The following is a 12071-nucleotide window of genomic DNA, read 5'->3' on the forward strand; positions in this document are numbered from 1 at the left end:
AACGGCAAAGCTGGCTTCGTGAGGGCTTGCGAGGCGGGGTGGATAGGCAGGGCACGCCGTAAACCCGTCCATGGGGGCTCGATGGCGCCATCCATGGCGCCAACGGTCCTGCCTATCCACCCCACCCCGCCGCTGACAGGTTCCTGCTGCTGTTGGTGCCGACCGTTGGTCGGCACGCTGGATACCGAAGAATGATCGACCATGAAAAAAGCCCGCCGGAATCCGGCGGGCTTTTTCGATTGTCGGGGTCAGATCCCTTTCCTCAGGGGAAGGGCTCTGACCCCAGGGCTGCGGGCATCAGGTCCAGCCGAACAGCTCGAACAGCTTCAGGATCAGGTAGGCGCAGCCGCCGGCCGCCGGGATGGTCAGGATCCAGGCCCAGACGATGCGCTCGATCACGCCGAACTTCAGCGAACGCGGGTTCTTGGCGAAACCGACGCCCATGATCGCGGTGGAGATGCTGTGCGTGGTCGAGACCGGCATGCCGAAGTGGGCCGCCAGGGTCAGGATGGTGGCCGAGCTGGTCTCCGCGGCGAAACCGTGGATCGGGTGCAGCTTGACCATCTTGTGGCCCAGGGTCTTGATGATCTTCCAGCCGCCCGAAGCGGTACCGGCCGCCATCACCACCGCACAGGTCAGCACGATCCACATCGCGATGCCGTCACCGGCATGCGCGTCCGGGTGCATGAAGGCCAGCCAGGACGGCAGGTCATCCAGTGCGCCGGTGGCTTCGGCACCGATCAGGGTCATGGCGATGATGCCCATCGTCTTCTGGGCGTCGTTGTGGCCGTGGGCAAAGCCCATGTAGGCCGCCGACGCGATCTGCGCCTTGCCGAAGAACGCGTTGACGATGCGCGGACGGGCCAGGCGGCCGATGGCGCCACCGACCTTGGCCAGGCCGGCAATCAGCGCCCACAGCAGCACCATCACCACGATGCCGAGCAGGAAACCGGCGATCGGCGAGGTGATCATCGGCACGAACACCTTCCACAGCAGGCCCTTGTTCTGCGCCCAGCTGCCCAGGCGCTCGGACCAGATCAGCGCGTCCCAGTTGTTGTGGGCCGCGGCCAGGCCGGCACCGCAGAGGCCACCGATCAGCGCGTGCGAGGACGAGGACGGCAGGCCCTTCCACCAGGTGATCAGGTTCCAGATGATGCCGCCCAGCAGGGCGCACAGGATCACCTGCGGGGTGACCTCGACCACGTTGGTGTTGAGCAGGCCCGAGGCGATGGTCAACGCCACCGCGGTGCCGGTCAGCGCACCGATGAGGTTCATGAAGGCGGCCAGCATCACCGCCCAGCCGGGCGAGAGCACCTTGGTCGCCACCACGGTGGCAATGGAGTTGGCAGTGTCGTGGAAGCCGTTGATGAACTCGAAGACGAGCGCGGCCAGGATCACCACCAGGACAAGGGTCAACATGCGGCGGCGTCCGTCAGCTGTTCTTCAACACGATCTGGTACGCCACCACGCCGGCCTCGCGGCAGCGGTCGATGGCCTTTTCCAGGATCTCGAAGAATTCCTTCAGCAGGAACATCTGCAGGTTGTCCAGGCGGCCCGAATAGATGTCGCGGTACAGCTCGAGCATCAGGCGGTCGGCCTCGTTCTCCAGCGAGCGCAGCTTCTCGTTAAGCGCGGTCATCCGGTCCAAGTTCATGTGGCGCAGGTCTGCCACCATCTCCACCACCACGCCGGCGGCCTGTTCCAGCATCGCCGCGCGCGGCGCGAAGTCGATGTGCTCCAGGTGGGTCGTGGCCAGCGAATAGCGATCGGCGAACTTCTCGATCTGCTTCGGAATCTTGTACAGCGCCGAGCCCAGCGCTTCGATGTCTTCGCGCTCGATCGGGGTCATGAAGCTGTCCACCAGCGCCTGGCTGATCTTGTCCGAGGCGGCGCGTTCGCGCAGGCGGGCCAGCTTGAAGGCGTCCAGCGCGGGCTGGCGATCGGCCTCGCGCAGCATGGAATGCAGTGCCTTGGCGGCGTCGGAAGCCGCGACGGCAGCCTCATCGAGCAGGGTGTAGAACTGTTTGCCGGAACCGAAAATGGTCTGCAGAGAGAACATTGAGAAACCTGTCAGCCGTCGCGGGAAGGACGGCACCAGACGGAATTATGACGGCTAGATGACCATCACGGGTATCCCCGCCCCCTTTCGGGGCGCCGGAACCCCCAACCTGAACAGGCGGTTGCCACCCTGCCACGCCCCTTTGCTAAGATGCCAGCGCGCCTTCGGGCGCACCTTATGGACGACGACCCTTATCCCCCTGCGCCGCGCCGGACCCCGTTCCTGAGCGCCTGCCGCCATCGCAAGCACCCGCCCTCCCTGCCACCAACCGGGGACGACGCCCGTGTTTGAAATGATCCTGATTGTCTTCGCGCTTGTTCTGCTGAACGGCTTCTTCGCCATGTCCGAGATGTCGGTCATGACCTCGCGCAAGAGTCGCCTGAAGCAGATGGCTGCCACCTCCAAGCGCGCGGCCAAGGCGCTGGAGCTGTCGGAGAAGCCGGAGAGCTTCCTGTCCACCGTGCAGATCGGCATCACCGTGATCGGCGTGCTGACCGGCTACCTCGGCGGTGAGGCGCTGGGCGAGGCCTTCGCCGGCTGGATCCAGGGGCTGATGCCGGGGTTTGCGTACGCGGGCAACATCGGTACCGCACTGGCCGTCAGCCTGATCACCTTCATCACGCTGATCTTCGGCGAACTGGTGCCCAAGCGCCTGGCGCTGACCCGCTCAGAGGCGATTGCCGGCCTGGTCGCGATGCCGATGAGCTGGTTGGCCAAGCTGGCCCTGCCCTTCGTCTGGCTGCTGTCCAAGACCACCCAGCTGGTGCTGCGCCTGTTCGGCCTGGGCAAGGATGAAGTCGCCTCGGTGACTGAAGAAGAGATCCGCATGCTCGTGGCCGAGAGCCATGAAGCCGGCGTGATCGACGCCCACGAGCGCGACATGATGAACCGTGTCATGCGCCTGGGTGACCGCACCGCCGACAGCCTGATGACCCCGCGCAACCGCATTGCCTGGCTGGACACCCAGGCCGGGCTGGAGCGCAACCTGGAAATCATGGCCGAGCACGAGTTCTCGCGGTACCCGGTGTACCGCGACAACGACATGGACGTGGTCGGCGTGCTTGAACTGAAGTCGCTGGCCACGCGCATGGCGCGCGGCGACAACGCGCTGTTCCAGACCCTGCGCGAACCGCTGTACGTCTCCGAATCGACCCATGCGATGAAGCTGCTGGAGATCTTCCGCGAGGAACAGCAGTCGATGGCGCTGGTGGTGGACGAGTACGGCGAGATCCAGGGCCTGGTGACCATCAGCGACCTGATGGGCGCCGTCGTCGGCCGCCTGCAGGCGGTGGAGAATGCCGATGAAGACGCGCTGGTGGTGACCCGCGAGGACGGTTCGCTGCTGGTGGATGGCTCGCTGCCGATCGAAGACCTACGCGAGCTGATCGGCAGCAACGAGCTGCCCGATGCCGAGGACGGCGATTACTACACCCTGGCCGGCATGTGCATCCACTACTTCGGCCGCATCCCGCACGCAGGCGAGTACTTCGACTGGGCCGGCTGGCGCTTCGAAGTGGTCGACCTGGACGGTGCGCGGGTGGACAAGCTGCTGCTGCGCACGCTGTCCGACGAGCAGGCCGATGAGCTCACCGCCTGAGGCCGGCCAGGGTCCAGGCGGCGAGCGCCCGGCCTACCGCAACGAGGGCATCCGCACCCTGCTGGAGATGTTTGCCTCCGGCGACCCGGCCGAGCACATGCCGCTGGGCCAGATTCTCGGCAACCTGCAGCAGAGCGCGTTCGGCGTGTTCCTGTTCGTGGCGATCCTGCCGTCCTTCATCCCGATCCCGGGCATGGGCGGCGCGGTCAGTGGCCCGCTGGTGATCCTGATCGGCCTGCAGATGCTGTTCTGCCTGCGACGGCCCTGGCTGCCCGGTTTCGTCGCCCGCCGCGGGCCCAAGCGCGGCACCATGCACCGTTTCCTGGACCGCATCGACCGGCCGCTGCGACGCCTGGACAGGATGCTGAGGCCACGCCTGCCGCAGCTGCTGACGCCTCTCCCCGCCCACGCCTTCAGCGGCCTGCTGCTGGTGCTGCTGGGCCTGCTGCTGTCGTTGCCGATTCCCTTCACCAACTTCCTGTTCGGCTTCCAGCTGCTGCTGTTTTCGTTGGCGCTGCTGGAACGCGATGGCGCGCTGATGCTGTTCAACTGGATCGCCGCGTTGGCGGCGATCGCCTTCTTCGGTTTCAGTTCGGGGCAGCTGGTGGGTTACACGGTGGACCTGTTCCAGCGCTGGTTCTGAGCCGGAACCCGGTAGAACCGGCCGCTGGCCGGCCGCCACGTTTCCAGGTTTGCCGGCCAGCGGCCGGCACTACCAATACGGGACGACGGGCATCACCGACTGAGGCTGTTCAACTGGATCGCCGCGACGGTGGACCTGTTCCAGCGCTGGTTCCGAGCCGGAACCCGGTAGAGCCGGCCGCTGGCCGGCTGCCACGTTTCCAGGTCTGCCGGCCAGCGGCCGGCACTACCAATACCCGGACACCGATCATCACCGACTGAGGCTGTTCAACTGGATCGCCGCGACGGTGGACCTGTTCCAGCGCTGGTTCCGAGCCGGAACCCGGTAGAGCCGGCCGCTGGCCGGCTGCCACGTTTCCAGGTCTGCCGGTCAGCGGCCGGCACTACCCGTACCGGACATCGGTCATCACCGACTGAGGCTGTTCAACTGGCTCGACGCGACGGTGGACCTGTTCCAGCGCTGGTTCTGAGCCGGAACCCGGTAGAACCGGCCGCTGGCCGGCCGCCACGTTTCCAGGTCTGCCGGCCAGCGGCCGGCACTACCAATACCGGACGTCGGTGATCACCGAAGATCGATGAAGCCGTTGTCGGCCAGTTGCGCCGGCTCGTCCTGCACCGCCGACAGCACGAAATTCAACGCCTTGCCCAGCAGCGTGCCCGGACCATCCCAATACTCGGCCGAATCGGCCCGCACGTGGATCAGGCGCAGGTTCGGGTCGTCCTTGCCGCCGGGGAAGAACAGCTTCATCGCCGGCGACCACAGTTCCTCGATCTTCGCGCGGTCGTCAACGATGCGCGCGCGCCCTGCCACCGAGACGTAGGTGTTCTTCGAAGGCGAGGCATAGGCCACGTTGACGTGCGGATCAAGCGCGATCTCGGCAACCTTCGGGCTGTCGGCGGTGATGACGAACCACAGGTCACCGTCGAAGGTGACCTGCTGGGTGGCCAGCGGCCGGCTGTAGAGCCGCCCGTCGACGCCGGTGGTGGTGAACATCGCCACCTCCACGTCCTTGATCAGTTCGGCCAGCTGGGCGATGTGTTCGGCGCGGGTATCCGCCATGGGAGGCTCCAATGGGTAGAGCCCCCATCAGACCCGTCGCGGCTGCAACGGGCCGTGACGCCATTGTTCAGCCCGCGTGGCGGGCGTGCCAGGCCTGCATCGCCAGTTCGAACGAACGCAGGCGCGCGCGGTGGTCATACAGGTTGGCGGTGAGCATCAGCTCGTCCGGCGAGTGCCGCTCAACGAACGCGGCGATGCCATCGGCCACCTGCTGCGGATCGCCGAGCACGGTGCAGGCCAGGGCCCGCTCCACGCCGAGCTTTTCGTGCGGCTCCCAGAACGCTTCAATGTCGTCGATCGGCGCCGGAATCTTGCCCGGCCGGCCGCGGCGCAGGTTGACGAAACTCTGCTGCTGGCTGGTGAACAGGCGGCGCGATTCAGCCTCGCTGTCACTGGCGACGACATTCAGGGCCAGCATCGCTTGCGGCTGCTTCAACGTGGCTGAGGGGCGGAACTCGCGGCGGTACACCGCCAGCGCCTCGTCCATGGCGTCGGGCGCGAAGTGCGAAGCGAACGCATAGGGCAGGCCCATCGCGGCGGCCATGCGCGCGCCGAACAGGCTGGAGCCCAGGATCCAGGTCGGCACCCGCAGGCCACCGCCCGGAACCGCCTGCACCGCCTGCCCGGGCTGTACCGGCTCGAAGTAGTGCAGCAGCTCGCGCACGTCCTGCGGAAACTGGTCGGCGCTGTCAAAGTAGCGGCGCAGTGCACGCGCAGTCGGCTGATCGGTGCCCGGCGCACGGCCGAGGCCGAGATCGATGCGGTCCGGATACAGCGACGCCAGCGTGCCGAACTGCTCGGCCACCTGCAGCGGCGCATGGTTGGGAAGCATGATGCCGCCGGCACCGACGCGGATGCGCCGCGTGCCGCCCGCGACGTGGCCGATCAGCACGGCCGTGGCCGCGCTGGCGATGCCCGGCATGTTGTGGTGTTCGGCCAGCCAGTAGCGGCGGTAGCCCAGCGCATCGGCATGCTGGGCCAGTTCCAGCATGTTGGCGAAGGCGGCGGTGGTGTCACTGCCCTCGCAGACCGGGGCCAGGTCAAGGATCGACAACGGGATCATCAGCGGTTTTCCGTCACAGGATCCCCCCTGCATGGGGTCGGCCGGGCGCAGCGGCCAGTGCCGGTGGCAGGATGCTGATTCCCGCGGCGCGGGTTCGGCGCTGACCGGGCCGATCCGGGTGCCCTCATCCGCGACAAGCGCGATTGGTGGTGCCGGCCGCTGGCCGGCATTCAGGTAGAGGGCAGCCGGCCAGCGGCCGGCTCTACCGGAGCGCAGTCAGAACGCGCTCGGGCGCGGCTCCGGCAACGGCTGGTCGACCATCGGCTTCAGTTCCGCATCCAGCGCAATGCGCTCGTCGAACACGAAGCAGCGGCCTTCGTAACCCTCGCCGCCCACCTCCTCGAAGTACCCCAGGATGCCGCCGTCGAGCTGCAGGACGTTGTCCATGCCGTCGTTGACCATCCACAGCGCCGCTTTCTCGCAGCGGATGCCACCGGTGCAGAAGCTGACCACCGTGCTGTCCTTCAACGCTTCGCGGTGCGGCGCCAGCGCCTCGGGCAGCTCGGTGAACTTGTGGATGGGCAGCACCAGCGCATCCTTGAACGTGCCGTACTCCACTTCCTGCAGGTTGCGGGTATCGAGCATCACCACCGGCTTGCCGGCGTCGTCATGCCCCTGCCGCAGCCAGCGCTGCACGGTGGCCGGGGCGACCGCCGGTGCGCGCGGATAGTCCAGCGGCTGGCCGTCATCGCGACGGAAGCTGATGATCTCGTCCTTCACCTTGGCCTTCAGCCTTGCGAACGGCTGGTGCTCGCTGAGGCTGGTCTTGACCCGCATACCGGCGAAACGCACATCGGCGCGCAGCGCCGCGTAGAAGTCCTCGACCGCGTCCGGTGCACCGGCCAGGAACAGGTTCAGTCCCTCGCCCGCCACCAGGATCGTGCCCCGCAACCCGCCCGCCTGGGCACACGCCAGCAGCTGGTCGCACAGGGCCTGGGGGTGGTCGATGACGGCGAAATGGTAGGCAGCGGTGTTGGCGATCATCCCGCCATTTTAGCGCCTCCCGCCCGCACAGACAGATTCAGGGGTCAGCGCCCTCTGCACGGCAGAGGGATCCGGCCCCGGCAGGCACCCGAAACCTGTCAGAGGCAGGGCGGTGTGGGCAGGCGGGACCGTTGGCGCCATGGATGGCGCCATCGAGCCCCCAAGGGTGAGGGCGCTTTGCTTGCGAAGCACTGCTTCGCAAGCGCCCGAACGCACAGTCGCCAGCGGCTGGGCCGGACCGCGGAGCGGGGTTTACGGCGTGTCCCGCCTGCCCACACCGCCTGCCCGCCACGGATTGCCTGCTGTTGCTGTTGCCGTTGCATCGGCGGGTGCCGGGTGCAACCCGGCCGAACGCTCTACCCCCGCAACAGCACGAACGGCAGCAGCATCAGCGCCGCCGCAGCCACCATCCCCAGCAGTACCAGCACCACGTAGACCGGCCGCCGCCGGAACAGGCTGCCGAAGGTCTCCGCCGTGCCATCACGCAACGCCTGCTCGCGCTCGGCCCGCACGCGCACGCCGCGCGCCGCCTGGTACTCGGCCATCAGCGCCTTCGCGCGCGGATGATCGGCGTCCTCGCGCAGCCACAGGCCACCGTTGGAAATGCCCCAGGGGCTGGGTTCGGTGCGATACCAGGCGATGCCGTGCTGGTCGAGCAGCGTGCAGACATCGGCATATTCGTCGTCACCGACATTGCGCAGATTGAGCAGGAGTTTTGCCATGCCGCCATGATACCCGGCGCCGATGCGCTACCCTTGCCGCCCTCGACCTGCGCCTACCGGAGACGCCCGATGCGCCGCCTGCTGCTTCCCCTGCTGCTGTCCCTCGCCGCCGCTGGCTGCTCGACCGAACCGTCCGGCCCGCCGCCGGGGGGCACCCTGACCACCTTCGAGCGCATCGATACCGTCGCCGGCACCGGCACCGAAGCCGTTCCCGGCACCAAGGTCACCGTGCACTACACCGGCTGGATCTACGACAACCGAACCGAGACCAAGCACGGCAAGACCTTCGACAGCTCCTTCAAGCACGGCCAGCCGTTCACCTTCGCGCTCGGCGCCGGCCAGGTCATCCGCGGCTGGGATGAGGGCGTGGCCGGCATGAAGGTCGGCGGCAAGCGCACGCTGATGATCCCGCCGGACTATGGTTACGGCGACCGCGGGGTCGGCCCGATTCCGGCCGGTTCGTCGCTGGTGTTCGACGTCGAGCTGCTTGATGTCAAACCGTAATTCCGCCGATGCGCGTCGGGTTGCCGTGATCGGCGGTGGCCCGGCCGGCCTGTTCGCTGCCGAGCGCCTGCGCGCCGCCGGGCTGGACGTCGACCTGTACGAGGCGAAGGGGTCGCCTGGCCGCAAGTTCCTGATCGCCGGCAAGGGCGGGCTCAACCTCACCCACTCCGATCCGCGTCCGCTGTTCGACCGCCGTTACCGCGAACAGGCCGCTGCCGTGGGCCGCTGGCTGGACGGCTTCGACGCGCAGGCACTGCGCGACTGGGCGGCCGGCCTGGGCGTGGAGACCTATGTGGGCAGCTCGGGCCGCGTGTTCCCGGTCGACCGCAAGGCCGCGCCGCTGCTGCGCGGCTGGGTGCGCCGCCTGAAGGAACAGGGCGTGCGCCTGCATGCCAACCATCGCTGGATCGGCTGGAGTGACGACGGCGCGCTTCGCTTCGCCACTGAAGCGGGCGAAATCGAGGTTCACGCCGATGCCACCGTGCTGGCCATGGGGGGCGGCAGCTGGCCACAGCTGGGCAGTGATGGCGCCTGGGTCGCTGCCCTGCAGGCGCGTGGCGTGGATGTCGCGCCGCTGCAGTCGGCCAATTGCGGTTTCGATGTGGACTGGACGCCGTTCTTCGCCCAGCGCAACGCCGGCGCGCCGTTGAAGCCGGTAGTCGCGCACTGGATCGACCTGGACGGACAACCACAGTCGCTGCAGGGCGAATGCGTGGTCAGCGGATACGGCATCGAAGGCAGCCTGGTGTACGCACTGGCGGCGGATCTGCGCGAGACCGTCAACCGTGATGGCCACGCCATGCTGTGGTTGGACCTGGTGCCGGGCCGCGACGAGGCGCGCCTGCAGGCCGAACTGTCGCGCCCGCGCAAGGGCCGCAGCTTCGGTGAGCACCTGCGCCGCCAGGCCGGCCTGGACGCGGTGAAGGCCGCGCTGGTGTTCGAGTTGCTCGGCAAGGACGCGGGCAACGACCTAGCGTCGGTCGCTGCCACGCTCAAGCGCCTGCCGCTGCGGCTGCTGCGGCCGCGACCCATGGCCGAAGTGATCAGCACTGCCGGCGGCGTGCGCCTGGATGCGATGGACGACGGCCTGATGCTGCGGGCAGTGCCCGGCGTGTTCTGCGCCGGCGAGATGCTGGACTGGGAAGCGCCGACGGGTGGCTACCTGCTGACTGCGTGTTACGCCAGTGGCCTGCGCGCGGCCGAGGGCGTGATCGCGTGGTTGGCCGGGCGGTGATGCCTGCGTTGTAGCGTCGAGCAAGCTCGACGCTACATCACCACGGCCGGCGCATGCTCACCGAGGCCAGCGCCACGCCGCTGGGATGCGGGTAAGTCTCTTCGCGCACGCTGACAAAGCCCTGACGTTGATAGAACGGCACGGCATTGAGCGAGGCCGACAGCACCACCTCACGCCCGCGGTCTGCCATCGCCAGCAACCGCTGCATCAGGGCCTGGCCGATGCCCTGCCCACCGCGGTCCGGATCAACGAACAATGCATCGACTTCGTTGGCGTCGATATCGAACACGCCGAAGCCGAGCAGGCCGCCCTGCCCGTCCTCGGCCACCACGCAACCGCCCTGCCCCAGCAACCGCGCGTACTGCGAAGGTGGCGGCGATGCCGACCACGGTGCAATGACCTCGGGAGGGTAGTGACTGCTGCAGGTTTCACGTACACAACGCGTGCGCAGCGCCCACAGCGTGGCGACATCATCGATGGTGCCGGTCCTGAACTGCATCACGTCTCCTTGTAGCGTCGAGCCCTGCTCGACTGTTCTTCGTTCCAGACAAGCAGTCGAGCATGGCTCGACGCTACAGGGACATTAGCGCGACTTGCTGGCGCGCAGCGCCTGGATCTTCGGCGGCGGCTGGAACGAGTCGCTGCGCGCATCGGCCCAGAACGCATGGAACACCGCATGGTCGGGCACCTTGTGCAGCAGCTCACCGGGTTCCAGATAGCGGTACAGCGACGCCAGCGAGCGGATCTCCACGGGCGAAACACGACGCAGGATGTGCTCCGGCCCCAGCTCGGCCGGATCGTTCAGGCCCGCGGCACACAACAACTCCTTCAACGCATGCAGCGTGTGCTCGTGATAGCTGTACACCCGGGTGGCCTTGTCCGGTGCATCCAGGTGCTTCCAGCGCGCCGGGTCCTGGGTGGCGATGCCGGTCGGGCACTTGTCGGTGTGGCAGCTCAGCGACTGGATGCATCCCAGTGCGAACATGAAGCCACGACCGGCGTTGCACCAGTCGGCACCGAGGGCGATGGTGCGCGCGATGTCGAATGCACTGGTGATCTTGCCGGCCGCGCCGATGCGGATGCGCTCGCGCAGGTCCAGGCCGACCAGGGTGTTGTGCACCAGCAGCAGTGCTTCGTGCATCGGTACGCCGACATGGTCGACAAATTCGGCCGGTGCCGCGCCGGTGCCGCCCTCGGCACCATCGACGACGATGAAGTCCGGCAGCAGCCCGGTTTCCTGCATCGCCTTGGCGATGCCGAACCATTCCCACGGGTGGCCGATGGCCAGCTTGAAACCAACCGGCTTGCCACCGGACAGCTCGCGCAGCCGGGCCACGAACTGCAGCAGCTCGACCGGCGTGGAGAAGGCCGAGTGACGCGACGGCGAGACGCAGTCCACGCCCATTGGCACGCCACGGGTGGCCGAGATCTCGGCGGTCACCTTCGGTGCCGGCAGCACGCCGCCGTGGCCGGGCTTGGCGCCCTGCGACAGCTTGATCTCGATCATCCTGACCTGGTCGTGGGTGGCATTGGCGATGAAGCGCTCTTCGCTGAAGCCGCCCTTCTCGTCACGGCAACCGAAATAGCCCGAGCCGATCTCCCACACCAGGTCGCCGCCCATCTCGCGGTGGTACGGCGAAATCGAACCTTCGCCGGTGTCGTGGTAGAAACCACCGCGCCGCGCGCCTTCGTTCAATGCGCGGATCGCATTGGCCGACAGGGAACCAAAGCTCATCGCCGAAATATTGAACACGCTCGCCGAATACGGCTTTGCACAGTTGGCACCGATCAGCACGCGGAAATCGTGCTTGGCGATGGCGGTCGGCGCCAGCGAGTGGTTGATCCACTCATAATCCACCGCATAGGTGCTGCGCAGGGTGCCGAACGGCACCGTGTCCATCTCGTTCTTGGCGCGCTGGTAGATCAGCGCACGCTGCTGGCGCGAGAACGGCACGTCCTCCAGGTCGCTCTGCACGAAGTACTGGCGGATCTCCGGGCCGATCGATTCCAGGCCGTAGCGGAAATGCGCCATCACCGGATAGTTGCGGCGCAGCGTGCTGCGCTTCTGCAGCAGGTCCCAGGTCCCCAGCGCCACCATCGCGGCAGTCAGGCCGACGCCCCAGTACCAGGCTGGCCAGATCGTGGCCAGCCACAGGCAGATGGGAAACATCAGGATGGCGAGCAGGTAGACGATATACCGGTGCAT

General features: G+C 67.3%; 12 protein-coding genes. 4 read left to right on the top strand and 8 right to left on the bottom strand.

The genetic code is table 11. The features are described 5' to 3' along the window. Positions 1–297: 297 nt before the first annotated feature. Both BLS66_RS11605 and BLS66_RS11610 read right to left on the bottom strand, forming a co-directional pair. Positions 298–1419: an inorganic phosphate transporter gene (locus BLS66_RS11605; protein WP_049464772.1), complete on the bottom strand. Its 1122-nt coding sequence runs from the start codon at positions 1417–1419 to the stop codon at positions 298–300. Between the two features lie 13 nt (positions 1420–1432). Continuing rightward, positions 1433–2059, bottom strand: a complete 627-nt coding sequence (locus BLS66_RS11610) for a DUF47 domain-containing protein (RefSeq protein ID WP_004152833.1) — start codon at positions 2057–2059, stop codon at positions 1433–1435. A gap of 292 nt (positions 2060–2351) precedes the next feature. Between BLS66_RS11610 and BLS66_RS11615 the strand changes: the two genes are divergently transcribed. Both BLS66_RS11615 and BLS66_RS11620 read left to right on the top strand, forming a co-directional pair. Beyond that, positions 2352–3656: a hemolysin family protein gene (locus BLS66_RS11615; RefSeq protein ID WP_032959200.1), complete on the top strand. Its 1305-nt coding sequence runs from the start codon at positions 2352–2354 to the stop codon at positions 3654–3656. Then, on the top strand, positions 3640–4299 hold the full coding sequence (locus BLS66_RS11620) for an exopolysaccharide biosynthesis protein (protein ID WP_074725917.1): 660 nt from the start codon (positions 3640–3642) through the stop codon (positions 4297–4299). The genes BLS66_RS11615 and BLS66_RS11620 overlap by 17 nt, the downstream gene beginning before the upstream one ends. A gap of 561 nt (positions 4300–4860) precedes the next feature. Here BLS66_RS11620 and BLS66_RS11625 read toward each other — a convergent pair. The 4 genes from BLS66_RS11625 to BLS66_RS11640 form a co-directional block, all read right to left on the bottom strand. Continuing rightward, complete coding sequence (locus BLS66_RS11625; protein WP_014646688.1) at positions 4861–5358, bottom strand: pyridoxamine 5'-phosphate oxidase family protein; 498 nt, start codon at positions 5356–5358, stop codon at positions 4861–4863. Positions 5359–5425: 67 nt separating this feature from the next. Further along, positions 5426–6421, bottom strand: coding sequence for an LLM class flavin-dependent oxidoreductase (locus BLS66_RS11630; protein ID WP_074725918.1), 996 nt, complete (start codon positions 6419–6421; stop codon positions 5426–5428). Positions 6422–6637: 216 nt separating this feature from the next. Continuing rightward, on the bottom strand, positions 6638–7405 hold the full coding sequence (locus tag BLS66_RS11635) for a sulfurtransferase (protein ID WP_074725919.1): 768 nt from the start codon (positions 7403–7405) through the stop codon (positions 6638–6640). Between the two features lie 356 nt (positions 7406–7761). Continuing rightward, positions 7762–8127 (bottom strand): DUF6164 family protein, encoded by a 366-nt coding sequence (locus BLS66_RS11640; RefSeq protein WP_074725920.1) that lies wholly within the window; start codon positions 8125–8127, stop codon positions 7762–7764. A gap of 69 nt (positions 8128–8196) precedes the next feature. Here BLS66_RS11640 and BLS66_RS11645 point away from each other — a divergent pair, with 69 nt between their 5' ends. Further along, positions 8197–8631, top strand: coding sequence for an FKBP-type peptidyl-prolyl cis-trans isomerase (locus BLS66_RS11645; protein ID WP_053463440.1), 435 nt, complete (start codon positions 8197–8199; stop codon positions 8629–8631). Further along, a complete protein-coding gene (locus tag BLS66_RS11650; protein ID WP_074725921.1) occupies positions 8618–9865 on the top strand; it encodes a TIGR03862 family flavoprotein in 1248 nt (415 codons plus the stop codon). The genes BLS66_RS11645 and BLS66_RS11650 overlap by 14 nt, the downstream gene beginning before the upstream one ends. 37 nt (positions 9866–9902) lie before the next feature. On the opposite strand, the gene BLS66_RS11655 is transcribed toward BLS66_RS11650, so the two are convergent. Both BLS66_RS11655 and BLS66_RS11660 read right to left on the bottom strand, forming a co-directional pair. Beyond that, positions 9903–10364 (bottom strand): GNAT family N-acetyltransferase, encoded by a 462-nt coding sequence (locus tag BLS66_RS11655; protein ID WP_057493671.1) that lies wholly within the window; start codon positions 10362–10364, stop codon positions 9903–9905. Between the two features lie 84 nt (positions 10365–10448). Next, on the bottom strand, positions 10449–12071 hold the full coding sequence (locus tag BLS66_RS11660) for an FMN-binding glutamate synthase family protein (RefSeq protein ID WP_049468556.1): 1623 nt from the start codon (positions 12069–12071) through the stop codon (positions 10449–10451).

The sequence above is a fragment of the Stenotrophomonas pavanii genome, assembly GCF_900101175.1.
Lineage (GTDB): Bacteria > Pseudomonadota > Gammaproteobacteria > Xanthomonadales > Xanthomonadaceae > Stenotrophomonas > Stenotrophomonas pavanii.

Coding starts and splice junctions, on each gene's coding strand:
- BLS66_RS11630 (WP_074725918.1), bottom strand. CDS start 6,421: ATGATCCCGTTGTCGATCCTTGACCTGGCCCCGGTCTGCGAGGGCAGT.
- BLS66_RS11605 (WP_049464772.1), bottom strand. CDS start 1,419: ATGTTGACCCTTGTCCTGGTGGTGATCCTGGCCGCGCTCGTCTTCGAG.
- BLS66_RS11635 (WP_074725919.1), bottom strand. CDS start 7,405: ATGATCGCCAACACCGCTGCCTACCATTTCGCCGTCATCGACCACCCC.
- BLS66_RS11650 (WP_074725921.1), top strand. CDS start 8,618: ATGTCAAACCGTAATTCCGCCGATGCGCGTCGGGTTGCCGTGATCGGC.
- BLS66_RS11615 (WP_032959200.1), top strand. CDS start 2,352: ATGATCCTGATTGTCTTCGCGCTTGTTCTGCTGAACGGCTTCTTCGCC.
- BLS66_RS11645 (WP_053463440.1), top strand. CDS start 8,197: ATGCGCCGCCTGCTGCTTCCCCTGCTGCTGTCCCTCGCCGCCGCTGGC.
- BLS66_RS11625 (WP_014646688.1), bottom strand. CDS start 5,358: ATGGCGGATACCCGCGCCGAACACATCGCCCAGCTGGCCGAACTGATC.
- BLS66_RS11660 (WP_049468556.1), bottom strand. CDS start 12,071: ATGCACCGGTATATCGTCTACCTGCTCGCCATCCTGATGTTTCCCATC.
- BLS66_RS11640 (WP_074725920.1), bottom strand. CDS start 8,127: ATGGCAAAACTCCTGCTCAATCTGCGCAATGTCGGTGACGACGAATAT.
- BLS66_RS11610 (WP_004152833.1), bottom strand. CDS start 2,059: ATGTTCTCTCTGCAGACCATTTTCGGTTCCGGCAAACAGTTCTACACC.
- BLS66_RS11620 (WP_074725917.1), top strand. CDS start 3,640: ATGAGCTCACCGCCTGAGGCCGGCCAGGGTCCAGGCGGCGAGCGCCCG.
- BLS66_RS11655 (WP_057493671.1), bottom strand. CDS start 10,364: ATGCAGTTCAGGACCGGCACCATCGATGATGTCGCCACGCTGTGGGCG.